Source organism: Aquimarina macrocephali, from assembly GCF_051627225.1.
GTDB classification, from domain to species: Bacteria; Bacteroidota; Bacteroidia; order Flavobacteriales; family Flavobacteriaceae; genus Aquimarina; species Aquimarina macrocephali.
This window is the reverse complement of the sequence record NZ_CP151795.1, coordinates 1306105-1329972: the sequence shown is the minus strand read 5'-3', so window position 1 is coordinate 1329972 and position 23868 is coordinate 1306105. Positions and strand designations below refer to the sequence as shown.

Sequence of the window (23868 nt, the reverse complement as noted above, 5' to 3'; positions counted from 1 at the left end):
ATCATTTTAGGGATTAATCTATTAATTCAATGTTTTTGTATTCGGGTAATTGTGGCCTTGTTTTTAAACCAGTTTCAATAATTTCCAATACTTTTTTACGTTCATCTCCAACAAGTGGTAACCTGGGAGGACGTACATGTTCTGTGCCGATTCCGGTAGCTACTTCTGCCAGTTTTATATTTTGCACTAATTTAGGGTTTATGTCTAACTCCAACAAGGGTAAAAACCAACGATAAATAGCAATAGCTTCTTTAATTCGACCTGCTTTTTGAAGTTCATAAATAGCTACAGTTTCTTCTGGAAAAGCATCTACTAATCCAGCAACCCAACCATCAGCACCCATTAGTAAACTTTCGAGAGCTAATGTGTCTACTCCACTCAGAATTTTTAACCTGTCGCCAAAGCGATTTTTAATTCGTGTTATATTAGAAATATCTCTTGTAGATTCTTTTACTGCCTGTATATTATCCAGTGCTAATAGCTCTTCGAACATATCCAAAGAGACTTCTATCTTATAATCAACAGGATTGTTGTAAATCATTATAGGTAGATCTGTACTTTTAGCTATCTCTTTAAAGTAAACTACAGTTTCTCGATCTCCTGCTTTATATCGCATTGGTGGGAGCATCATCAAGCCACTAGCTCCATCTTCTTTTGCTTTTTTTGCAGCTTCGATAGCACCTTTTGTAGTTTGTTCTGCAATATTAATGATAACTGGAACTTTGTTTTTAACGATATCAACTGTGGTTCTAACCAAAATTCTTTTTTCGTCATCACTCAATGTACTTGCCTCACCCAAAGTCCCGCCTAGTATAATTCCATGTACTCCAGCTTCAAGTTGTGCATTGATATTAATTTCAAACATTTTTAAGTCTAGTGTATCCTCTTTGGTGAATTTTGTAGTCACTGCAGGCATTACACCTTTCCAATCTATTACCATATTTAAAATTTTATTCAAAGATATTATGAAACCGATGAAAGATACATTGAGAAATTATCTATATGTGATACTATATTACCTTTTATTGTTAATATATGCATAATTATGATTAATATTGATTCATAGATGAATTAGAAATGAAAGCATTACCTTTTAAAATACCAAAATCCTCGACCGACACTTTAATTGTACAGGAGGATAAGGAAGTTGTTTTTTATGATAAATTTCATCAACATGAGGAGATACAAATATCAATTATAATATCGGGAGAAGGGAGTTTAATTGTTGGAGATACTATAACTGATTATAAGGCTAATGATATTTTGATTTTTGGGAGTAACGTTCCTCATGTATTAAAGAGCGCTTCTTCTGCGGTAAAATCTTATATGATCTCACTTTTTTTTACCAAAGAATCTTTTGGGAATCTATTTTTTAAACTTCCTGAGTTTAATGATTTGTCAGGATTTTTTAGAAATTCGGTATATGGGATTAAAGTATTCTCTAAAAAGGAAAAATTAAAAAAACAGTTTCTAAAAATTGTTGAGAAGAAAGAAAAACTAGATCGTTTTACCATTTTTTTGAAGGTTTTAAAAATACTGAAAACATCAAAAACTGAAACCATATCATCTTTCATTTCAAAAAGAGCATATACTGATAATGAAGGAAAGAGAATGGCCAAAGTTTTTCAGGTGGTGATGAATGAGTTTAATAGAGATTTTTCTCTAAAAGAAGTTGCTGATTTGGCTAATATGACACCTAATGCTTTTTGTCGATATTTTAAGCAACGAACCAATAAAACGTTCTTTCAGTTTTTGATCGAGGTACGAATTGAGAATGCGTGTAGATTAATATCCAGAGAATCGGATATCACCATTTCTGAAGTTTCTTATCGTAGTGGTTTTAAAAACCTCTCTAACTTCAATAGAAAATTTAAGGAAATTAAAGGAATGACTCCTTCAGATTATAAAAAAAGATTACATGAACCAAGTTTTGGTTAATCATGACTTCTTTTAGGATATAGGGTATTCTGCTATATTATTATTGGTCTTTGGATGTTTAGGACTACCACACACGGGAATAGAAGGTTCTTTATACACATTATATGGGATACCACCACTTTTGGTTGGTAATACAGAAATTGATTCATGTTTAAATATATGAACATCAGATCGGGTATATCTTCCTGCCAAAGCCAAGCGCACACGATCATCAGAAGTATTTGCATAAGATGCATGAGTGTTTAAAGAAGTAAAAATGATTGCTTCGCCTGCTTTCATTTCCAGATCTCTAATGATAACATTCTCAAAAAGAGAGGGGACCTTTTTTTTTATCTTTTCGAATACTAATTGTGCTTTTTTGAAATTGCCTGTAGTATACCAAATAGTTTTTAAGGTCTTGGCAATTTCTGAGTAGGGCAGGGACATTAAATAACCAGATAAATCATCCTGAATATTAGTTACAATTCTTTCAAAACGGCCATCTCGAAACGAGCCTTCTATCATGCGTAGGCATCCTGTCTCTTTATTGGTATCTCTTAGAGCAATCCATACAGATAATTGTGCAATAGCAGGATGTGTAAGACGAGAGGGTTCTAATTTTGGCTTTTCATCAGATTCTCGAAAAGTGCCAGTTTGATGCCAAAATGTACCTTCCTGTCCTGGTTTTTTTTCAAAAAACTGGGATCTCCAACATAATAAATCATCACCTAAAATACTTTGAAGAGGCTGTGATAATTTGGGATGTTTTAATACATCCCAAAGCCTTCTGTATTTTGATCCCTGAAAAAAACCTAGATAATTAATAGAGTAATCACCAGATGCTTTTAGCGAATTCAAAATATCTTTACCAAATATAGTAGTTTTATGAAAGTGTTTTTTAAATAGATCATCGCTTTCATTTGCAAGGTTTTCGGCTTCTATAGTGTCTAATACACGAAATGGCCCATGAATACCACTATTTATAAACTTATCTATTTCTGGTTGTGTAAGGTAATGTTGTCCAAACTCTTCTTTTCTTTTACTTCCTAATATGTCGAATTCTCCTAAATCTTCATCAATATTTGCAAGTAAATTAAAGCTTTTACCAAATAAGAACCTGATAGGTTTAATGATAAATTTGAATATGGTAATTAAAATAGCAGCAGTATGTACTTTTAATTTCTGCAACAAATTTAATTTTGTCCTTGTCCAGTAATTATCCAGGCTTTCATAGCCGGCCATCATTAAATTATCTTTTGTGTTCACTTGTTTTATTACTTTGTTAAGGCTATTATCAGTCCGATTGATCCTATAATTAGACACAATGGAGAAAAAAAGATAGTGTCTAATTTGCCAAATTTTGTTTGTTTTATTCGTTTAAAAAAGCCAACATATTTAAAGTCCCCCAAAGCTCTGAGTATAAAAATAGAAGGGATAATCCATTTTGCATATTTCAGGAGCCATTTAGGTAACTCATAAGCTATAAGACCAGATTCGAGTACATAAAAAAATCCAAAAACTGTTAGTCCAAGTGCTACTATGGCACTATCAATTTTTTTTGGATTTAGTATTTTTTCTCCATTTTCTTTAGTTGGTAATGAGGCTTCAAATCCAAATGTTCCTCCTACAACCCAATTAAAATGAATAATCCCAAGGATAAAAAAGATAAGACTTTGTAGAATAGGTAATATCATTTTTTGAGATTAAAAAATAATAGGTATTTCAAAGCTTATTGATTCTCCTGCTTCATCACCGTCTCCTTCTCCTGGGTCGTTGTGAATTATAAGTTTACCGGTTTTTATATTTTTTGAATCAAATGTTAAGGTGGTTGAAAACATTACGGGGCCACTTTTCATCCAATCACCATCAGCACTTAATATACCTTTTGCCAATTCATTTCCTTTGTCATCGATTAACTGGATCCATCCAAGTTCTCCTTCATTGGCAAGCCAAACACCTTCAGAATTCACTTTTATTTCGATGGGTGAGTTTATTCGATCATTTGACTTGATATTTAGTGTTGGATATTTTGTTTGTTTTGGTTCCTTTTCTGTTAGTGTAGTATTTTCTTTATCTACTTGCTCAGGTATGGGAGCTTTATTTTTCTCAGGATTCGAATGGTTTTTACAAGAATGCAGAGAAATATGAACGATACAGATTAGTACTATGTAGATTAAGTTTATTTTTTTCATATCATTATTTATTTATGATGATGTTTCGATTATAAAAGCATTACTGTCTTAGTGCCGGTATTTCTTAGCTATACAATTGTATGAAAATTTAATTGAACTATAGACCCAAGTGATAGATAAATTTTTATTAGAATTTGACTTCAGTTCAAGGTGTAGTTGAAAAATCATAGCGATTTTCTATCAAAGGTTTTTCAAAAGCCATTGATTCTTTTGATTCTGTTAATTTAAACCCGTGTTTTGTATAAAGTGAAGCAGCAGCAGATAGTTCATGAGTTGTCCATAGATAGGCAGATTGATACCCTGTTTTGTAAAAGAAATCCATAAAAAGGGACATTAATTTTTTTCCAAGTCCTAACCCTCGATATGCTGGTTCGAGGTAGAAATATCGAAGTTGAGCGGTTTTATTCTCTCTGTGCATCAATAAAACAAAACCTACAATCTTGTCATTATGCTCACATATCCAGGCTCTATCCATTTTGGGATTGTAATTTTTATAAAATTCATACATTCCCTCCCCAACATAGGTTTCGAATGCTACTCCATAGTTATATTCTTCACCATATAGTTTGCCATGACGATGAATGATATACCCCAAGTCACCGGGTTTGATAGTTGTTCTGATAGAAATGTCATTAATCTTCATTTTGATTTCCTTTTTTGGTTAATAAAATTTCTATTTTTTTATATAATAGAATTAATTCTTCTTGCTCTCCTTTGTTAAGATGTTGGATTATCTCAGAAATAGCATCTGATGAGCGTTGATTAAGGTTTAAAAATATTTTTTCACCATTTTCTGTGAGCTTTAGGTATGATATTCTATGATCGTCTTGTGATTTTATTTTATTGATGATGTTTAGGGTAACTAACTTTTTTATCAAGCGACTTAAGTAACCTTCGTCAACCTGAATAATCTCTTTTATTTGTCGAGCTGTAATTTTAGGATTATGATAAATCTCGTACATAACACGAACTTCTGAAAGTGAATATTGACTTTCTAATATGTGATTATTGACTACCCCGATGATTCTAGTATAAAACCGATTAAACCCACGTATTTTGTTAACTATGTTTTCCATAGTACAAATATAACAAATACTTGCTTTAGGCAAGTATTTGTTATAAAATATTTTAAACTAATGATTTTGCATTTACAATAGAACTTTCATGATTCTAATTGTTGTTCTTGGATATTTTTGGTGATTTCGGATTTTACTTTTCCTGTATGCGCTGCCGTTTTGTTTTCTATTAGCATGATTTTGCATTCTTCTATTGAGGAAACCCTATGATTAACACCACGTTTTACAATAAACAGATCTCCTTGATTCATGGTAAAAGGATCTTGTCCTTCTGTTTCAAAAAGAAGGCTTCCTTCAATAATATAGAAGAGTTCATCCTCATGTTCATGGTTGTGCCAGGGTACTTTATCACCTTTTATTTTTGCCAGCTTAACGTAAGTATCATTAACTTCTCCAATTATTTTTGGAGAGAAGTAGTCTGTAATGTCCTTAAATTTTTCTATTAGTTTCATATACTGCATTAATTTTGAATAATTTAATTAATCGTTATTGCTTATAAATATTATGGTTTTTACATCAATAGTTACTTGTTCTGATTGCCTTTCAGGATTGCTTGATTAAAGGAGGCAATTCCTCCCGGTGTATCTTTGTTGTAAATAACTTATTTCATTTTTGATTTACTTTAAATCCCATTCCTTCTTTAATGGTATTAATTGATAAACAACCCATTTCAGCAATTCTAAGTAATTTTTTAAATACTGTAGGATCACTACATTTTTTATAGGATACATCAAGGAGTATGTCTGTAAAGCGTTTGGGTAAATCTTCGCTTTTGGTTGCAATTACATCCACTTGAAAACCTTCAATTTCTAAATCTCTAGATTGTGCTGCGGCAAAAAATGTACTACAAAAACAACCTCCAATACCTGTCAATAAGTATTGCCCACCCATTAATCCATTGCCACCTCCACCTTGACTTAGAGGGCGATCTACAATGACTTTTATGGTTTCATTGTTTAATTGCATTGCTGTATTTGATATTTGTTCTAGTGTAATTTGAATTGTTTCCATTTTATTTTTTTATTTAAAAATTATGCTAACTGCTCAATATAATTTTTTACAGCTATGAGATATTCGTCCAATATTTTATCATTATCATATACTTTTCTAATACCTCTTACGCCTTCAAAGGCGCTTATTAGAAAAATAGCCGTTGCCGATGTATCAACATTTTTTCTAATTTCACCTTTTATTTTGCCTTGCTCTAATAGATTGACCATAACCAGTTGCCAATTATCAATAATACCCCTGAGCATTTTCCTGAATGAATTTTCGGAATACCCAATTTCATTAATTAAATTATTTGCTGGACAACCTAAATCTTTTTCCAAATCAGAATAGCCTTCAATACGCTTAATAAAGACATCACATAGCAATGGTATTACGGGCGCATTATCAGGATTTTTGAGAGGGACAACCATCCTTTCATAGACTCTTTTTCTTACAGTAAGGTCAATTACTTTTTCTCCAATATTTTTCTTGCTGTTAAAGTGATGATAAAAAGCACCTTTAGAAAGCCCCGTACCCTTTATAATTTCTGGAATACTGGTCTTGTTATAACCATGCTTGTAGAATAGCTCAAAAGCATTATTGATGATTAAACTTTGGGTTTCTTTAGATTTGATTTTTTGGTCCATATGACAAATATACAAAAAACATTCTTATCAGTATGTTTTTTGGTAAAGCTTATATTTTAAAGAAATACGTAGGTAGAACTATGTTATTTCTCTAATTTCTATTAGTAAAAGTAATCCGGGATATTTGTTTTTCTTGTGATACTGTCAAAAGACTTAAATAGACTTGATATGCACCTTTTTTTTGATTGAAGATATTGTGGCTTTCTTATAAATTTAAGAATCCTCTCTATTAGGGAGGTTAGAAGAATACTTTTGTAATTCAGCGCGTTACATAAAGTCTTTGTGTTGTTAAATTCTATTAGTCTAAGGTGTTAACCTTAATTATACAATTCCCATCTTTTTTAACAAGAATGAAGCATTCATATTTTGACAAACCCCATCTTTAAATTTATAATCAAAGTATAGTTCATCATTTACGATTTGAGCATCAAAAAAGCGATTTTCTACTTGGTGTAATTCTGATGCAATTTCACAAAGACTTAAGTCATGTGTTGCTATAATACCTGTTGCTTTTGCTTTAACCAGTTTTTCTACAAATTTACGGGACCCTGCAGCTTTGTCTTTGCTATTGGTGCCTTTTAGGATTTCATCGAGAATGATAAAATACTCATCTTTTTCGAGGGCATTTACAATTTTTTTAAGCTGTGTTAATTCTGAAAAGAAATAAGAAGCATCATCACTTAATGAGTCGGATGTTCTCATGCTACTAATCAATTTGATAGGGCGATATTCACATGATTTTGCGCAAATAGGCAACCCTATGTTAGACATCACGATTTGTAAGGCAACGGTGCGCAAAAAAGTACTTTTTCCTGCCATATTAGCCCCTGTGATGATTAAAAACTGCTCTTTGTCTATGGTAATGTCATTATCTATTCTTTTATGAGCATTAAGCATAGGGTGACCCAGTTCTTTGGCTTTGAGTATACTATTGTCTGATGTTATCTTTGGATATATATAGTCGGGGTGATTAAAAGTAAAGTTCCCAAGGGAATTATAAGCATCAAAAAAGGCTATAACCTCGAACCATTGTGCTACTTTATCGTGATTTTTGGCGATCCATTGTTCAATACGATAACTCTGTAGAATATCCCATAATATTAACCCATTGGCAAGAACCCCGAACATCATATTATTACGTTGATCAAAGGCATTAAGAATACTGGCAAACTGTTTTAGGGTTTGCGAAGCTTTTTCTCGTTCGCTAATTACCAATTGTTGCTTTTCTTGTAATAAGGCAGCCTCAAAATTTGCATTTTCAATTTTATCTACGAGCTTATAATACTGTTCAAAGGTATCTTTTACTTTATTGGCATTGCTATATAGCTTGTTGATTTTCTTAAGTTGTGTCCCGGTTATTCCCAGGCCAATAAAAAACCAAACCAAAAACATAGCAAAAGTGATTATATCCAGAAATAGTAATGTTAATAATATCAACGAAATACTAGAGACTATTGCAGGAAGTATACGCATAATCTTGGGGACAAAAGCACTGTAGTTTTGCAACCACTTTTGTATTAAAGAAACTGAAACACTTACATTAACCATTGATGCAATGGCACTAAATTCTTGTCTCCATTCGGAGAGTTTTGAGACATTTTTTATAGCTTCTTGTTTTTTCTCAATATGATCTATAGCATTGGCGCTAAGTATGGTTGCTAGTTTATTTTTTCCAGCCAGGGTAGTTGTACGGTTGGCATATTGAAAAAAAGACTGCTCTCCAAACAGGTCGATATCATGACTATAAGGGTGTGTAGCATCGATATACTCTTTTCCTGGAGTAAGGTTAGTTACGTCTCCTTTAAAAACGTCAAGCTCGAGTGTATTGATGTCAATTAGTTTTTGCAGTTTATTTTTAGAATACGAGAGATCAGTATGCCGGTTTACTAAAAAGATAAAAGCAGCAATCCCTATAACAATACTACCGATGATAATCTGAGTATTAGGGTACCCAAAATATATGCCGGCTACTATCGCCAAAAAAACAAACAGACGTATGGTACTGGAAATGGTGAGTTGTTTTTTTATTTTTTTTAGTGATACAGTATGAAGAGAAATTTGCTCTTTATAAAATTGTTGTGGGTTGTTCATTTTGTACTTATCAGATAAGAACATTGAAAACCTCTCTTTTAAAAGGGTTAGAGATACAAAACTCTCTTATTATCCCTTGAGAAGGTAATTAATGATTCTACTATTTTTTACTATTAAAGATTTTCTAATTCTTGTTTTACTTTTTTGGTCAGACCGCTTACTACTAGGTCATAAGAGTGATTGATCAATTCGAGTATCATATTAGTAGGTAAACCACCAGAAAAGTTAACAGTATTCCAATGTTTTTTACTCATATGATATCCAGGAGTTATTTCTGGGTGATATTCACGAAGTTCTATAGCACGATCAGGATCACATTTTAGGTTTACACTAAAAGGCATTCGATCTAATCCTGTTAGAGCAAACATTTTACCCATTACTTTAAAAACCAAGGTGCTTTCATCAAAAGGGAATTCTTCTGTAACTCCTTTTTTTGATAAACAATATTCTCTGAATGCTTCGATGTTCATTTTAAAAGTTTATATATTTAATTTCCCCATCACCCATGAAGGGTTGTCTATACTATCAAACCCAAATTGTTGATATAGTTTATGAGCATCTTTTGTGAGTAGCATCCATCTTCGAATAGCTTGTAGTTCTGGATGATCCATTATTGCTTGCATTAACTGCTTCGAATATCCATTTCCCCGTTGTTGTTCTATAATAAATACATCCATTAAATAGGCAAATACTACATAATCTGTTAACACTCTTGTAAAACCTATTTGTCTTTCATCAAGATACAGTCCAAAACACAACGAATGTTCAATAGTGGTTTTTACTTGTTCTTTAGTTCTGCCCGTTGCCCAGTAAGAGCGAGTTAAAAACTCATGGATAAAGTTGATATCTAATTTTTCTTTATCGGTAGAAATAACTATACTCATTGTTCTTTATTCTAACTGTTTTGCATCTTGATTATTGTCGTCGATTTTTAAAGCAGAATAATCTAATGTCCATCCAATAGATTCTGCAAGAGTTTCCATAAGTGAAATAGCTGTCAGGGCTTCCTTTTTTGCAGATTCCATTAATCCACTCTGAGGGATTTTATCTTTTATAAATTGCTTAGCTTCTTTGTTAAGATCTGTAAGGTCACCAGAGGTAAAAGGGTTAAGCCAGCCTTCTTTTTTGTCATAGTACTTAAAATCGGTTTCTATAGTTAAGAGTTTTGGTTGCGGAAAATGAGTAAGGATAATTCGTTTATTTTTGGTGTCACTCTCTAATGCTATCAGGGATAAATCAAATCCTACATATGCTTTAGCTTCGATAATAATCAATGCTTTTTTGGTTCCCGATAGTAATTTAAAGAATTTTTCTTTTACGCTTTCATAATGGTAGATTTCAGCAAAATCACCTTCAACAGTAACTAATTTACAAACGCTTTTAATTTTTTCTTTAAGTACAACAGATTGTGTTCGTACAGATGATTTGTTTTTAGCAGCACTAAATCGTGCAAAAATAAAATATGCTACAATAGCTCCTCCTAAAAGTCCGATAAACAATAACTCCATGGCGTAAAGATATGAAGAATATCGTTTAAGAAAATAGAGGTATTTATATTAATTAGGTACTAGAGAAAATCCTTCTTTAATCAAACGATCGACATGAGTTTTATCTACTTTTATGGTAATTGTAGGGCCAGAACATATCTCACAAGCTTCGCACATTACCACATCTTTGGGAGTGATATTTTCGAAACCTTTAAGTTTGATATTTAGGGTTTTAAGGTAGTTTTGAACTTTGTTTTCTAATGTGTTGCCTTCTGAATGTAACCAGGGTTCTTTGCATTGTTTAGGCGTTATTTTAAGTTTTGCCAAACTAGTATTGGAATCTGGTTCTTTGGAATTATCACCAGAACAGGAGAATGAAAAAGCAGCAAATAAAAAAAGAATACTAAAAATTTTCAATACGTAAGAGAATGGTCTTGTTTTCACTATTTTTGAACTTTTGATCTATTACCTAGATGAAATGTAACCAAAAAAGTTGCCTTTGGATGTTGTTATATTTTAGTTAAAAGTTATACTAGAAATAACTTTGTTCTATTCGTTTTTGCCTATTTCGCCTAGATGCGTGAATTTAAACCCTTTTTCATATTTCAAGCCGTATCCCAGAATTCTGTCGAATGCAGCATGCGCAAAAAGAATAACTCCAGAAAGCTGTAATAGCTCGTTAGAGATGTATACTCCCATAATATAAATCAAAACTGCAATCCCTTTATGATGAAATATATTATAACTTAATGCTCCAACTCTATTATTTATAATGTATCCTAACATTCCGATATCGGGTAGGAGGAATAAAGCCAAAAATAACCACCAGGGATAGGATAGTAAACTAAATAAATAGATTCCTAATCCAAGCATTGCAATTTCTTCGAGCTTTAGGGTTGTTTTCATTTTTACAACATTTTATACAAAACAGGTTTACTTGGTGAGGCATCGTTTACAAAGGGTGCTATCTGAAGATTAAGAAGATATTGCCCGTCTGAGATTTTGGTGTCTACATAAATCATTTCTGTGATTGTAGCATAATGTCGAGTTGCTTTGGGATAGCCCCAGAAGGCCTTGTGAGCCAATAATTTTCCGTCATCTTTTTCTTTATCGACAGATGGCAGATCAATGAGAAGATGTTCTATGTTCAACTTTTTTAAATACCTAGCAGCTTCCTCCGTAAGAAAAGGCCAGTTGGTATTAGAGTAGTGTTTATTACATTTATCTTTTGTATTAGGAAGCGTTCTTATAATTAATGCTTCTGGTTGTATAGAAGTTATTGCAGCTTCAATCTGATCTTTGGTAATTATCTGATTTTCTCCTTGCTTTTCTGGCAGAATAGAAATGACTTCAGCTATAAAAAAGTACTGTTTTAATGCATCATTGATGCTATAGAATTCGGGAGTGATATGACCAACGCATTCGGTATGGGTACCATGGCCATGAGGATTAAAATAAATGTTATTAAAGTTTGTTGAAGCACCTTCGGATACTTTTCCGATCCATTCTCCATCTGTTACAGGCTCAATTCTGGGGCGATCAATATACCATGCATTTACATTTTCTTGAGATGCTCTTAAAGGAATGGATATATCTAACGGTTTTGAAAGATCAATTTTGTAAGACTGATTATTGTGTTCTATTGTTGTAATCATATGTTCTTCCAACTATTTTTAGGGAGAAAATCACTCTAAATTTAGTAAGAAAAGATCACTTGCAATACCATCACTTAAAAACTTTCCTTTTTTGGTTATAAATAATGTACCACCATCTAAACATAAAAGATGAGTATCGATATGTTTTTTTGCTTGTTTAAGGAGATATTCTTTGTGTTTTTCTCCAAAATCCTTTTCTATTTTTTGCAAGGATACCCCCAAAATGGTACGTAATCCTGTCATGATATATTCATTGTAGGCATCGGTAATAGTTAAGTTTTCAATCTCTCTGGGGAGTTGATTTTGCTGTAACGCTTTGATATATTTTACATTGTTATTAATGTTCCAACTTCGTTGTTTTCCGTTATAGGAATGTGCAGAAGGTCCAATACCGAGATAGCGTTTCCCTTGCCAGTATGCGGTATTATTTTTACTGAAGTATCCGGGCTTACCAAAATTAGATAATTCATAATGCTTAAAATCTTCCTTTTCTAAGGACTCTACGAGGATTTCAAAATGTTTTTGCGCCACATTATCATCAACCGAAGGGATTTCTCCTTTTTCGATCAATTTTGGTAATGCAGTGTTAGGTTCTACTGTTAAGGCATAGCAGGAAATATGCGGTACTTTAAAATCCAATGCTAATTGGATATTTTGTTTCCATCGATCTATTGACATATTTGGAATGCCATAAATCAGGTCTATCGAGATATTATCAAAGTAGCGAGTCGCCAGAGAGAGGCATTTTTTAGCTTCTTTGGCATTATGAGCACGATTCATCATTTTGAGATCTTCTTCAAAGAATGATTGAATACCTATACTCAAACGATTTACGTTACTTTTGGCCAACAATTCTATTTTCTCTTCGGTAAGATCATCTGGATTGGCTTCGATTGTTATTTCTGCTTCTTCAGCAACCTGATAGTTTTCATAAATGACATCTATAATACGTTGCAACTCATCTATAGATAGCACAGTTGGTGTGCCACCACCAAAGTATATGGTCTTGATGGTTTCATTGATATCGACTTCTGGTTTTCGCAATTTAATTTCATTGCATAGCGCAGTAATCATTTCATCTTTTTTCTTCATCGAAGTCGAAAAATGAAAATCACAATAGTGGCAAGCTTGCTTACAAAATGGGATATGAATATAAATACCGCTGATACTGTTAGATTTTAGAATTAGGATTTATAGATTTGAAATCATCAAAAACCATAATTTGTAGTTATTTTTTCACCCGTTTTTCGTTCTGTTTTACAAAAGCGGCCCAACCTGTATAGCTTTTACCCACGATATCAGCTCGACCCATATTATAAAAATGGCATACCGCTGCAGCAAGACCATCGGTAGAATCCAGATTTTTAGGAAGTGTTTTGAGCTGTAAGAGGTTTTGTAACATTTTGGCCACCTGTTCCTTACTTGCATTACCGTTACCTGTAATTGCCATCTTGATTTTTTTGGGAGAATACTCGGTAATAGGTACTTCTCGACTAAGTCCTGCTGCCATGGCTACTCCCTGGGCTCTCCCCAGTTTAAGCATTGATTGTACATTTTTACCAAAAAAAGGAGCTTCTATCGCAATTTCATCTGGGTGGTAGGTATCGATAAGTTCTACCGTACGTTCAAAAATAAGTTTTAGCTTTAAATAATGATCATCATACTTACTGAGTTGAAGCTCATTTAATTGTAGAAAAGACATTTTTTTATTTTGAACTTTAATAAGTCCAAACCCCATAATTGTGGTTCCGGGATCAATACCTAGTATAATTTTTTCGTTACTCAAAAGAAAGGATATGTTTTATATTACAAAACTACGCAATTAAGAATAAGTACAGTTTTAATCTATATGTATTACTAAAGGAAGCCTATAGAGTGTAGTAACAGGTGTACTGCGCGTATGGGCAGGTTTAACCTCTGGCAGAGAACTAATACTTTTCTCTAAACTGTCTTTTAGATCTGGGATTTGTGCTTTTATATCAGGTGGCAATCTAAAATCTTCGAGTATAATTTTTCCCTCATTAGTGATCAGTAAAGGAACCCATATAGTATCGTTAATAGCTTCTTTTACTGTAACAGTATGTTTTATAAGGTAGTTATGTATATGTTGTGTAATTGTATTCTGAAAACATTGTTCTAGTTCTTCTTCAGATTTTTGCTTACAAACTGCGAATAGTGGAGGTTGTTCTACTTCGTTCCAGTTTAGTTTCTCTAGTCCTTCTTTTATGATATCGTCTTTATGCTCTTTTTTAAGCACAAAGTCTTTACATGAAAACAACATAAAAACCAATAGACCTATATACCAATTCCTTACACTCATTATGCGTAGACTATTTCGGATAGCCAAACTACATAAAATTTTTAAGAGAGAGAAGTATTACTTGTTTTTGGTTTTATTTTGAATTTCTTCTTCCAGCTGAGCTATTCTTTTTTTGACAATCATATTAAAATAATCTTTTTTAACTGTATCAAACTTTTTCAGATAATTGTTGTAATACTTTAGCTTAATTTCCGGGTCTTGATAGTGAGCATCTGCAAACATTGCTAATTGATAGTGAGCTCTAGTATTATCCGGATTTTCTTTAATTGCTAGTTTGGCATACTGTATCGCTTTTTTCCATTTTTCCTGAAACCGATATATCAATGCAATAGAAAGAAGATCTTCTTCTATGGGGGTGTCTTTTAGTGCAAGTGCTTTCTGGTAATATTCTAATGCATTGTCATATTTTTTGAGCTGTTCATAAGCATGTCCCAGTAATGAATAGGTATTCGGGGATTTGCTGTCATATTTTAGTACTTCATTAAAATGAGAAATCGCCTTTTTGTATTCATAGGTTTTGCTGTAGCACAATCCTAGTTTAGAATGTATAAATTCATTTTCCTGATTTAGTTTAAGCAGTTTTTGAAAATACGGGAGTGCGGTATCATAATCTTTGCGAAATAAAAAATTCTGCCCCAAAACACCTATGAGTTCAACATTTTCAGAATATGAACTCAGGCCTATATTTGCTGTTTTCAAGACCATATCGTAATTCCTTTTTTTTAGGTAACTCTTAGAGATTTCAAAACAACTTTTTTGATGTGTACTATCTAGCCGAAAAGCTTCTTTAAAATAAGAGATCGCCAGTGTGTCTTTCTGCTTTTTTTTAATTACCCCTAATCGATACTGAAAATCAGGATTTTTTGGATGCTTCAAGACAAGATCTGTATACATGCTATCTGCTTTTTTTAGTTTACCAGTGATCATCAATAATTTGGCGTATTCTAATTTTACAGAAGTGGTAAGGTTCGTGGTTTTTAATACTTGTTTGTAGTAGGATAGTGCATCTGTATAAGTTCCTTTGGCTCTATGTGATTTTGCGATTTGCAAGAGTGTATATTGATCTTTAGGTACTATTTCCTGGTACTTTTTAATTGCATTAGAGTAATCCCCAAAATTATATAAACTATCAGCTATGGTCAAGGCCGAAGACTGGGCTTTGGCTTGATGAATGATAATGAAGAAGATAAATATTAGAGCTCTATTCATGTTTTTTATATCGGTTCTGTATAAGAAAAGTAATGTGGTTAAAAGATACTATTTTTTTCAGTTCAGTATAAGTTGAATTTTTATGTTTTATTTTGGGATTAGTAAAAAATGAGATCAATTGTTTTTACCTTCAAATAAAACATAAGGATATACTTCTTTATACTGTTGCCTTGAATAGAACCCACATTTAAAACTTACAGCCTCGTCATATACAAAACTTTGTATAGTGATGTCATATTTTATTGGAGCGTTTAATTCTTTCATGGTATTTATAACTCGATATAGTTTAGTTTTTGATACCCCTAATCTAAATGCAAATTCTTCTGGAGATCCTGTAGCTTGTAAACGAATGAATTGATCAATTCGTTCTATAAGTTTAATCTGGTCAATAATTATATTCATGGTAGGAGAATATCACTTATTTGCCATTTATCAATAAAATGTACAAATCACTATTATACTTACCATTCATTTTAGAAGAGTGCATTTTTTTAGCATCATCTAGTGTGTCGTATCTTTCAAGATAAGCGTAGAAATAATTGTCTTTTGGGTTTTTAAAAACCTTTGGAATAAATCCTTGCTCTTTTAATTTTTTTAAACCTTTTTTTAGATAAGATTCATGTTTAAAGATATTAGTAATCAAATAATATCCCGTTTTAATGTTGTGACTCTTGTATCCTGATATATCTTCCGTTAGTATTGTTAATTCTGTAATTTCAGGTTCTACAACGTTTTTTGTTAGAACTGTTAAAGATTTATCTTTCATATTATTATCTAATGATGATTTATCAGAATTGATATCAGGGTCAAGAGACAAATTATATGAAGGGACGTTTAAATTTTTACCAGTTTTATAGGTATAAAAATCTAAGGTATTCTCATCAATTTCTTTTGTTTTTTCGTTTTTTAAATAGTCTGTACAGATTTCATCAATAGTTTTTTCGGCGTATTCTTCGACATAAGTGATATGAATCTGGTATTTACCTTCTGGGATATTTCTAATAAATTGGGTTGTGTTTTTGGCCACATACACAATTCTTATTGTCTTTAAGGTCTCGGTGGATTTAATTTCTATGATTGCATCTGATTTTTTTCTATTAGTAAGCCTTAAATAGTTATCAAGCTTGTAATTGTATTTAGAATTTTGATTTGAGCAATTAAAATCTCCATTTTTAATATTTTTAGAATTCCCTATATCATTTTCGATTGATGAATTTGATTCATTACCGCAAGAGGTATAGATAAGTATTCCAACAACAACAGGAATCAATAATAGATATTTAAACTTTGCAATAGTTCTAGATTTGGATTTTTGTAACATAAGGATTCGTTTTTTGATTAATGATTGATCAAAAAATTGATTTACAAATGTGATTTCCTGTGTTTGAAAAGTCACATTTAATAATTGTTCTATATAGCTTCTTTTATCTATAGTTGCAATAACTCTTGCATCTGCGATATATTCATGAAGTATAGTAATTCTGGATTGGTAGTTATATATCATTGGATTCCACCACCATGCTATTTTAAGCAGTTCGAACCATACTTGATCTAATGAATGCTTTTGTTCGACATGTACGATCTCATGGATAAGAATTTGCTTTTTTTCTATTTCACTCAAGGCATCTCCTAAATAAATGGTATTCCAGAAAGAAAAGGCCTGATTACTGTTTGGAAGAGTGACTATTCTCTTATTATTAAGGCCGGTTTTAAAAGAAACGGTCTTTAAGATCTTAAGTTTATAAAACTTCAGTATAAGTAACAATAAACTTAACCCTGCACCGGTACAATATAGTACTAACCACCAGTTGGTAGGATTTTGATCGGCTCCTGTTGTGCCAAGAATAACTAAGTTTTCTGAAGAAATTGTAATAACTCGTTCAAGTTTTGTAACATACACTTGAGATGTTTGATTTCTAAAGGCTTCGATTTTTATAAATGGCAATACTAATGATAAGAGCGGTGTAATAATCAGATACAACCTATTCCAGGTAAAGAACGTATCTTTTTTATGAAAGACATCATAAAGAACCAAAAACAGGACTTGAAAAATAACAGTTTGTAGTAGGTAGTAGAGCATGATTTCTATTTTTCTTTATCCAATTCTTTTAAGATATGTTCCAGATCCTTGATATCCATATCATTCTTTTTTACAAAAAAAGAAACCATATTCCTAAAAGACCCATTAAAATAATTGTTCATCAACTTGTTAAGAGATTGATTACTATATTCTTCTTTTTTAACAAGAGGGAAGTAGATGTAGCCTTTGCCTTCTTTACGATGAGAAACAAATTCTTTGTTTTCCAGGATTCTGATAATTGTAGAAATGGTGTTGTAGGCAGGTTTAGGTTCTTGCATTTGCTCAATAATAGAAGCAACATTAGCTTCTTCTAGTTGCCATAACCATTGCATTACTTCTTCTTCTGCTTTTGTAAGTTGTTTCATCTATTTGCTGTTGTATTGTATTTCCGCAAAGGCGAAAATGATTTAACTAAAAGCTTAGTTCTATAAAGCGAATATAACTAAAAAATTAGTTTAAACTAATTTTTTAGTTGAAAAGATTAAAAGTTGACTGTGTGTATTTAGAAAAGCAGGATTCAGAATTTATTAGAATTAATCGTTACCGGTTATTCGTTTTTGCGAAGACAGGTTGATCTCTGTCGCTTGTATTTCGAATACAATAGGTAGGGTGTATATGTTTTCGAAAACTTCTTTCTCTTCTGTAGAAGTCTTTTCTGATCTTTGAATCGTATACGGAAAAGATTGTAGCGTTTTTATGGCTTCTAGTTCTAACTCTATAGATGACGATTTTGCCTGGATATCAACGATTCGACCAATTTGATCAATTTTAAATCGGGTGTACACTCGATTAGCACCTGGCTTCGCATAGGATGTTATTGCTGCAATATTATAATTAGCATCTACAAATTCCTGAATTGTATTAATGATACAATTTCTTCTTATGCGTTCGTTTGTTGAATTGTTACATTTTATAGAAGGGTTATCTTGAGAAAAAGATGTAGAAAACATCATTAATCCAATAGATACTATTAAAATGGATCGCATAATTTTTGGGTAGTTTTATAATCAATTAATGATTTATTTGTGTTTGCGTGAACAAAAAAAATAAATAAAAGCGTATTAAAATGTATATAAAGAAACTAATAGATGAAAGGCATAGTTAATTGATATTGGCGTAACAAATCAGAAACATTATCGTCATATAAATAAAGAACATGGATATAGCATTAATCATCATAGGGTTTTTATTTTGCCTCCTGGGGTTGGTAGGAAGTTTTCTTCCTGTATTACCCGGGCCATTTACTTCATGGATAGGATTATTGATAATCCATTTTACAGATGCAATCCCACAAAACTGGACTTTTTTAGGAATTACTTTAGGGATATCGATAGTAGTTTGGATCCTTGATTATATCGTTCCTGCACTAGGTACAAAACGATTTGGAGGCACCAAATATGGAATGATAGGTAGCTCTCTTGGCCTTATTATAGGGATCATATTTATGGGGCCCTTTGGTATTATAATAGGCCCTTTTGCTGGCGCATTTATTGGGGAGCTTATAAAAGACAGTAGCGAATCTTCAAAGGCATTAAAGGCTGCTTTTGGTTCTTTTATTGGTTTTTTGGCAGGTACATTTCTTAAATTTATCGTATCTGTTGGATTCCTCATCTTCTTTTTTGTAAAAGTATGGGAGAGTTGGGGAGAACTGTTTTAAATCCTTGCATTGATATCATAGTCTTCTTAACAAGAATCTTGATCAGAAATATTCATTTTGATATATAAGTCTATATATCCTATATAATAATATTCCTATATACTGGTTATTTATAAGTGTAAGATATGTAGAAGGCGTATTGAAGATTTTATTGCGGATTTGGCATAAATTTTGTGAAAAAAATAAGTATTTTGCAAACACACACACACAAACTCAACTTTTTTTATGGATACAATATTTATTTTCTTTTTAGTATTGGGTATACAATCCCTGATAGTTGCCTTAACCCTGATTTTTTATAAATCTAAAAAACAAAAGGTAAATAAATATCTGGGTTTTTTTTTCATTTTTCTTAGTATAGAATTATTCAGCTACGTTTTGATGCGAAATACGGATCAATATATAGCAACTTACAATCCTTTTAGATTTAATTTTTTAAATATAATTCTTATTTATTTCTATGCTGTAGAGACTGCGGGCATCGAGATTAGGAATAAGTATCGATATTATATTCCTGCTGTACTAGAATTCTTTATTCTGTCTTTGATTTTTGTTAAAGTAAATGAAACTCCGGATTTAGTATATTCCTCTAAAACCATAATATTTTTATATTCTTATATAATTTCTTCCTCAATTTTTATAGCATATATGTGTATCAGAATACTGTTGGTTATTAGGAGTCATACTACTTTTTTACCTTTCTTTTACACGGATACAAAATATAAATCTCTGTTATGGTTAAAAATATTTTGTATTGTATTTATTGTTTATCATGTAATAGCATTAGCATCTTTGACTGTTTTATCAGATATTAAATATATGACAACCGTATCCGATAGTTTGGCTTCATTATTATTGTATTATTTTACCATAGGAAGTTTGGTGCAAATTAACATTGTTAATATCACGTCTGAAAGTGAGGTAGAATCATCAAAGCGTAAACAAGAAGAAAATAAAGAAATCTATGAGCGGGTTTCAAAGGAAATAGAGAGATATATGGTAGAGGAAAAGGCTTTTCTGGATCAGGATATGACTTTAAAAACTTTTGCAAAAAGAGTAGGAGTGTCAAGCCGTAGCATTTCTAAAACTATTAATGAAATGGAGTATAAGAACTTTAATATGTATCTTAATCATTACAGGGTTGAAGAATTTAAAACACTAATAGAATCAGAGAAATATCAAAAATATAGCAATACAGCATTAGCAAAAGAAGCTGGGTTTAATTCTAGAGCTTCTTTTTATAAAAACTTTAAAGATATTGTAGGTATTTCCCCTTCAGATTATTTTGAGAGCCTAAATTCTGATGCTATCTAATTTTAAAGAGAATTGGTTTATAGATTCGTTTAATGATAGGTACATGATATCTATATTTTTGATGACCTTACTTAAAACTTGACGTCCAATATTTAAGTAAGGAATAAAAATAAAATCGCCCGGAAATATTTCCGGGCGATTCTTTCTGCTAAAATCTAAGTTGAGTTAGAAAAGTTAGCTGATATTCATAACTACACAAATAACTTACTATTTAATAATTACTTTCTTCACCTCATGATTTCCTCTCTTTACAAAGTAAATTCCAGGGTTTAATCGAGATACATCAACCTTTATGGTGTTATTTCCTAAAGTTGATTTTACTTCTTTGTTGTATACTACTTTTCCTAGCATATTAACAATTCTGATTTGAGAAACATTATCTAAAGATTTGAAAGATATGTTAAGATCTTTCGATGCTGGATTTGGGTACACATTAAATCCAGTAGCGTTATTTAGGTCACTTCCGAATGCTGAGGCAAAAAATGTAGCATCACAAGAACCAATAACTACCCAACCTGAAGCAGTTAACTCATATATGGTACCAAAGTATTTTACTTTAGCTCCAACAGTATAAGTAGTTCCTGCTTGGTATTCTGGGATATTATCACAGTTGTTACCATTAGTGTCTTCTAATGTAGTAAAGCTTATCACGGTAGAATAAGGGGCATCTACTTGGTTACCACCAGATCCACCACAAGGACCTAGGTTTTTCCATGAAAGAGCAGTTTTTTCATATAAATTACCTGAATAAGTAACTTTATCACCAGTCTGGTATGTGCTACCTGATTGATATGCCGGTACACCAGCACAAGGATTTGTACCACCTGTAGAACAAGTGTATTTTACTCTTGCCTCATATTTGGTGTTTGCTGCTAAACCTGTTAGGTTAGTAGTAGCTCCAGAAACTGTAGAAGTCGTATAAGAAGCATCTGTAGCTTTTTTATACTCAAAAGTATAGCTAGATACTCCACTTATACCAGTCCAACTTACTGTTGCAGAATTAATAGTTATATTAGAAGAGTTAACTCCTGTAACGGCTTTGCAGTCACCGCCACCATCAGCAGCAGTAGTAAATCGTACTACGGTTGAGTATGGTGCAGTTTCACCATTTGTACAAGCATATTTTAAACGTACTTCATATGCAGTATCAACAGTCAATCCATCTAATGTTTTACTAGTGCCTGTTACAGAAGATGTAGTATATGATGCATCTGCAGCTTTTTTGTACTCAAAAGTGTATGTAGAGATACCTGCAACTGCATTCCAGTTAATTGTAGCACCATTTTTAGTAATATTAGATGCTGCTACTCCGCTTATAGCAGAGCAATCACCACCACCGCCACAATTTGCGTTACCAGTGTATTTAGCACCAACACCCACAGCGTTCATTGCGTTAGTAACCACTTTTAATTCACAAGAATTAGCACCATATAAATCTTTAGCTGCATTAATTACTGCATTTCGAGCTTGAGCATACTTCGAGCTTCTTGTTAAGTAATTGGTTAAAGAACGATACGCGATTTTTCCTGCTTTTTCGATGCCAATACCTTCTACATCATAAGCTGTGCCGCTATCATTAGATCCTTTAGCTCCTTGAGATACGATATAAAACCAATGGTTCATTACACCGCTATTGGTGTGAACTCCTCCATTATCTGCAGAACCTTGTGCAGTTGATACCCACTTAGTGCCACTGTACGTATCAGGCTGATTGTGTAATTTAGGGTTAGAAAGATCTCTTTTAAGTCTTGGATCTGGGTGTTTGTCTGCCAGTTTCCAAACCTTAGCATCTACTACTTTATTAAATGTGTAATACTCTACCAGAGAACCAAACATGTCACTATACGATTCATTAAGCGCTCCAGATTCTCCCTGATATACCATTGCTCCAGATTCTTGTGTAACCCCGTGTGCCATCTCATGCCCCACTACATCTAATGCAGTAACAGGAGTTCCTTGAAGTTGTCTAGTGTTTCCATAATACATCCAGGTACCAGACCAGAAAGCATTATCATCACCATATCGACCAGCTCCATTTACATATATGTTGATATTACTTCCTTTATTGTCATAACTAGAGCGGTTAAACTCGTTTTTAAACATATCCCAGGTTTTCTCTGCTCCCCAATATGCTGCTGTTCTGTGATTTTGCTCCCCACCAATTCTGAAATCCTTGGTTTGATTAGAATAGATAGAACGAGAGTTTGTGGGTTCAATTATTGATGTTCCTGAAGCATTTACTTGTAGTTGCGCTCCTTGCATATCATACAAAGCGAGCTTTCTGTCTCCAGTTTGTCTCATTTCATATCGACCACCTGTTTGTGTAACAGTTATGTTTTGAGGGCCATAATATCCTGTATCTGTAGTGCCATCTACGTGGTGTATCTTTTCTTCAATAAAAAGAATCTCACCATTAGCAGCATCTACAAAAACTTCTTTACGTCCAAAAGGCTCAACAGAATACATGTCGAATTTGTAAGCTAATCTCAATGCATCAGCGTTCATTGCATTGTTTTTAGTGATGTAAACTAATTCGCCTTCACCACTTACTTTCTCATCATTGAAAGTTTTGTTGTTAGTTCTGGGAGCTCTAGCTTCCCAAACGTATCGTTTTGCTTTGATTACGTCTTTTGCTTTTTGTAATGCTTGATCAGAAGATAGCGTACTGCTCTTTGCAAAAGATTTAGCTGGTATTGCTGTAAACCATTCTCCGTTGGCAGAAGTTACTTGCCCATTTTTAACGTGGATTAAATACATAGAACTCTCTACAGGAATCCCATTAATAGATTGTTGTAAACGGTAATGTGTAAACCCTAATTCATCTTTGATAACATCAGAAACGATAACTCCTTGTCCTGATACTGTACCAAAGTGTTCTGTCATAAAATTCTCTGGAGAAGAGAATGATGATTTTTTTGCTGCGTTTTGAGTAGCATCAAAATCGATAGCATTGGGAGCCATTCCGTTGCCCCCTTTTTGAACAATGTTATACTTCTCCTGTCCATAGGAAGAAAGCATAATCATCATTGCAAATGCAATTAAGATGTTTAATCTTTTTTTCATAATTGTTGATTTTGTGTTTGTATATTAAGCAGACGAAAGTATCCTAAACAAGGTTTTGTATCAACAAACACCTGTCCTAAACTATGGTTAAGACGGCTTATGTAAAATATTAAGACACCTTAATGTCTTTATTATTAGTTAATTATAGGATTTTGCTAAAGAATGACCAG

The 23868-nt window shown here is 32.6% G+C and carries 28 protein-coding genes; 3 read left to right on the top strand and 25 right to left on the bottom strand.

Annotated elements, in window-relative coordinates; translation table 11 throughout:
* Positions 1 to 13: 13 nt before the first annotated feature.
* Positions 14 to 940: a dihydrodipicolinate synthase family protein gene (locus AAFU52_RS05955; RefSeq protein ID WP_024772510.1), complete on the bottom strand. Its 927-nt coding sequence runs from the start codon at positions 938 to 940 to the stop codon at positions 14 to 16.
* 137 nt (positions 941 to 1077) lie between these two features.
* Here AAFU52_RS05955 and AAFU52_RS05950 point away from each other — a divergent pair, with 137 nt between their 5' ends.
* Positions 1078 to 1938: an AraC family transcriptional regulator gene (locus tag AAFU52_RS05950; protein ID WP_024772509.1), complete on the top strand. Its 861-nt coding sequence runs from the start codon at positions 1078 to 1080 to the stop codon at positions 1936 to 1938.
* A 12-nt stretch (positions 1939 to 1950) separates the two neighbouring features.
* Here the strand turns inward: AAFU52_RS05950 and AAFU52_RS05945 are convergent, their stop codons facing one another.
* The 23 genes from AAFU52_RS05945 to AAFU52_RS05835 all read right to left on the bottom strand — a co-directional run bounded on the left by AAFU52_RS05945 (position 1951) and on the right by AAFU52_RS05835 (position 18650).
* The gene (locus AAFU52_RS05945) at positions 1951 to 3183 is read right to left on the bottom strand and encodes a phytanoyl-CoA dioxygenase family protein (RefSeq protein ID WP_438425839.1); all 1233 of its coding nucleotides are present in this window, start codon (positions 3181 to 3183) and stop codon (positions 1951 to 1953) included.
* 8 nt (positions 3184 to 3191) lie between these two features.
* Positions 3192 to 3611 (bottom strand): DUF3995 domain-containing protein, encoded by a 420-nt coding sequence (locus AAFU52_RS05940; RefSeq protein WP_024772507.1) that lies wholly within the window; start codon positions 3609 to 3611, stop codon positions 3192 to 3194.
* 9 nt (positions 3612 to 3620) lie between these two features.
* Positions 3621 to 4109 carry a hypothetical protein gene (locus AAFU52_RS05935; protein WP_438425838.1) on the bottom strand — a complete coding sequence of 163 codons (489 nt, stop codon included), beginning with the start codon at positions 4107 to 4109 and terminating at the stop codon, positions 3621 to 3623.
* A gap of 145 nt (positions 4110 to 4254) precedes the next feature.
* Positions 4255 to 4752, bottom strand: a complete 498-nt coding sequence (locus tag AAFU52_RS05930) for a GNAT family N-acetyltransferase (protein ID WP_024772505.1) — start codon at positions 4750 to 4752, stop codon at positions 4255 to 4257.
* On the bottom strand, positions 4742 to 5185 hold the full coding sequence (locus tag AAFU52_RS05925; protein WP_024772504.1) for a MarR family winged helix-turn-helix transcriptional regulator: 444 nt from the start codon (positions 5183 to 5185) through the stop codon (positions 4742 to 4744). Before AAFU52_RS05925 ends, AAFU52_RS05930 begins: the two co-directional genes overlap by 11 nt.
* An 86-nt stretch (positions 5186 to 5271) precedes the next feature.
* On the bottom strand, positions 5272 to 5637 hold the full coding sequence (locus AAFU52_RS05920; RefSeq protein WP_035093305.1) for a cupin domain-containing protein: 366 nt from the start codon (positions 5635 to 5637) through the stop codon (positions 5272 to 5274).
* A gap of 154 nt (positions 5638 to 5791) precedes the next feature.
* Entirely contained in the window at positions 5792 to 6196 is a 405-nt protein-coding gene (locus AAFU52_RS05915; protein WP_024772502.1) for an OsmC family protein, read from the bottom strand.
* Between the two features lie 20 nt (positions 6197 to 6216).
* Positions 6217 to 6822 carry a TetR/AcrR family transcriptional regulator gene (locus AAFU52_RS05910; protein WP_024772501.1) on the bottom strand — a complete coding sequence of 202 codons (606 nt, stop codon included), beginning with the start codon at positions 6820 to 6822 and terminating at the stop codon, positions 6217 to 6219.
* A gap of 321 nt (positions 6823 to 7143) precedes the next feature.
* Positions 7144 to 8913, bottom strand: a complete 1770-nt coding sequence (locus AAFU52_RS05905) for a MutS-related protein (RefSeq protein ID WP_024772500.1) — start codon at positions 8911 to 8913, stop codon at positions 7144 to 7146.
* A gap of 113 nt (positions 8914 to 9026) precedes the next feature.
* The gene (locus AAFU52_RS05900) at positions 9027 to 9383 is read right to left on the bottom strand and encodes an MmcQ/YjbR family DNA-binding protein (RefSeq protein WP_024772499.1); all 357 of its coding nucleotides are present in this window, start codon (positions 9381 to 9383) and stop codon (positions 9027 to 9029) included.
* A 9-nt stretch (positions 9384 to 9392) separates the two neighbouring features.
* A complete protein-coding gene (locus tag AAFU52_RS05895) occupies positions 9393 to 9797 on the bottom strand; it encodes a GNAT family N-acetyltransferase (protein WP_035093303.1) in 405 nt (134 codons plus the stop codon).
* Positions 9798 to 9803: 6 nt separating this feature from the next.
* Positions 9804 to 10421: a DUF4230 domain-containing protein gene (locus AAFU52_RS05890; RefSeq protein WP_024772497.1), complete on the bottom strand. Its 618-nt coding sequence runs from the start codon at positions 10419 to 10421 to the stop codon at positions 9804 to 9806.
* A 48-nt stretch (positions 10422 to 10469) separates the two neighbouring features.
* Positions 10470 to 10844: a hypothetical protein gene (locus tag AAFU52_RS05885; protein WP_438425837.1), complete on the bottom strand. Its 375-nt coding sequence runs from the start codon at positions 10842 to 10844 to the stop codon at positions 10470 to 10472.
* A 105-nt stretch (positions 10845 to 10949) separates the two neighbouring features.
* The gene (locus tag AAFU52_RS05880; RefSeq protein ID WP_438425836.1) at positions 10950 to 11306 is read right to left on the bottom strand and encodes a DUF4260 domain-containing protein; all 357 of its coding nucleotides are present in this window, start codon (positions 11304 to 11306) and stop codon (positions 10950 to 10952) included.
* 2 nt (positions 11307 to 11308) lie between these two features.
* On the bottom strand, positions 11309 to 12055 hold the full coding sequence (locus AAFU52_RS05875) for a cyclase family protein (RefSeq protein WP_024772494.1): 747 nt from the start codon (positions 12053 to 12055) through the stop codon (positions 11309 to 11311).
* A gap of 30 nt (positions 12056 to 12085) precedes the next feature.
* Positions 12086 to 13222 (bottom strand): radical SAM family heme chaperone HemW, encoded by a 1137-nt coding sequence (hemW, locus tag AAFU52_RS05870; protein WP_438426620.1) that lies wholly within the window; start codon positions 13220 to 13222, stop codon positions 12086 to 12088.
* 61 nt (positions 13223 to 13283) lie between these two features.
* A complete protein-coding gene (ruvC, locus tag AAFU52_RS05865) occupies positions 13284 to 13841 on the bottom strand; it encodes a crossover junction endodeoxyribonuclease RuvC (RefSeq protein ID WP_024772492.1) in 558 nt (185 codons plus the stop codon).
* 54 nt (positions 13842 to 13895) lie between these two features.
* Complete coding sequence (locus AAFU52_RS05860) at positions 13896 to 14375, bottom strand: hypothetical protein (RefSeq protein ID WP_024772491.1); 480 nt, start codon at positions 14373 to 14375, stop codon at positions 13896 to 13898.
* Between the two features lie 57 nt (positions 14376 to 14432).
* Positions 14433 to 15584, bottom strand: a complete 1152-nt coding sequence (locus tag AAFU52_RS05855; RefSeq protein WP_438425835.1) for a tetratricopeptide repeat protein — start codon at positions 15582 to 15584, stop codon at positions 14433 to 14435.
* A gap of 114 nt (positions 15585 to 15698) precedes the next feature.
* Entirely contained in the window at positions 15699 to 15986 is a 288-nt protein-coding gene (locus AAFU52_RS05850) for a hypothetical protein (RefSeq protein WP_438425834.1), read from the bottom strand.
* Between the two features lie 16 nt (positions 15987 to 16002).
* A complete protein-coding gene (locus tag AAFU52_RS05845; protein ID WP_438425833.1) occupies positions 16003 to 17664 on the bottom strand; it encodes a M56 family metallopeptidase in 1662 nt (553 codons plus the stop codon).
* 5 nt (positions 17665 to 17669) lie between these two features.
* Positions 17670 to 18029, bottom strand: coding sequence for a BlaI/MecI/CopY family transcriptional regulator (locus AAFU52_RS05840; RefSeq protein ID WP_438425832.1), 360 nt, complete (start codon positions 18027 to 18029; stop codon positions 17670 to 17672).
* 168 nt (positions 18030 to 18197) lie between these two features.
* Complete coding sequence (locus AAFU52_RS05835) at positions 18198 to 18650, bottom strand: hypothetical protein (protein WP_152538661.1); 453 nt, start codon at positions 18648 to 18650, stop codon at positions 18198 to 18200.
* 170 nt (positions 18651 to 18820) lie between these two features.
* On the opposite strand from AAFU52_RS05835, the gene AAFU52_RS05830 reads away from it, so the two are divergent.
* Both AAFU52_RS05830 and AAFU52_RS05825 read left to right on the top strand, forming a co-directional pair.
* The gene (locus AAFU52_RS05830) at positions 18821 to 19321 is read left to right on the top strand and encodes a DUF456 domain-containing protein (RefSeq protein WP_024772486.1); all 501 of its coding nucleotides are present in this window, start codon (positions 18821 to 18823) and stop codon (positions 19319 to 19321) included.
* A gap of 381 nt (positions 19322 to 19702) precedes the next feature.
* On the top strand, positions 19703 to 20635 hold the full coding sequence (locus AAFU52_RS05825) for a helix-turn-helix domain-containing protein (protein ID WP_438425831.1): 933 nt from the start codon (positions 19703 to 19705) through the stop codon (positions 20633 to 20635).
* 207 nt (positions 20636 to 20842) lie between these two features.
* Here the strand turns inward: AAFU52_RS05825 and AAFU52_RS05820 are convergent, their stop codons facing one another.
* Complete coding sequence (locus tag AAFU52_RS05820) at positions 20843 to 23698, bottom strand: M4 family metallopeptidase (protein ID WP_438425830.1); 2856 nt, start codon at positions 23696 to 23698, stop codon at positions 20843 to 20845.
* Between the last annotated feature and the right edge of the window lie 170 nt (positions 23699 to 23868).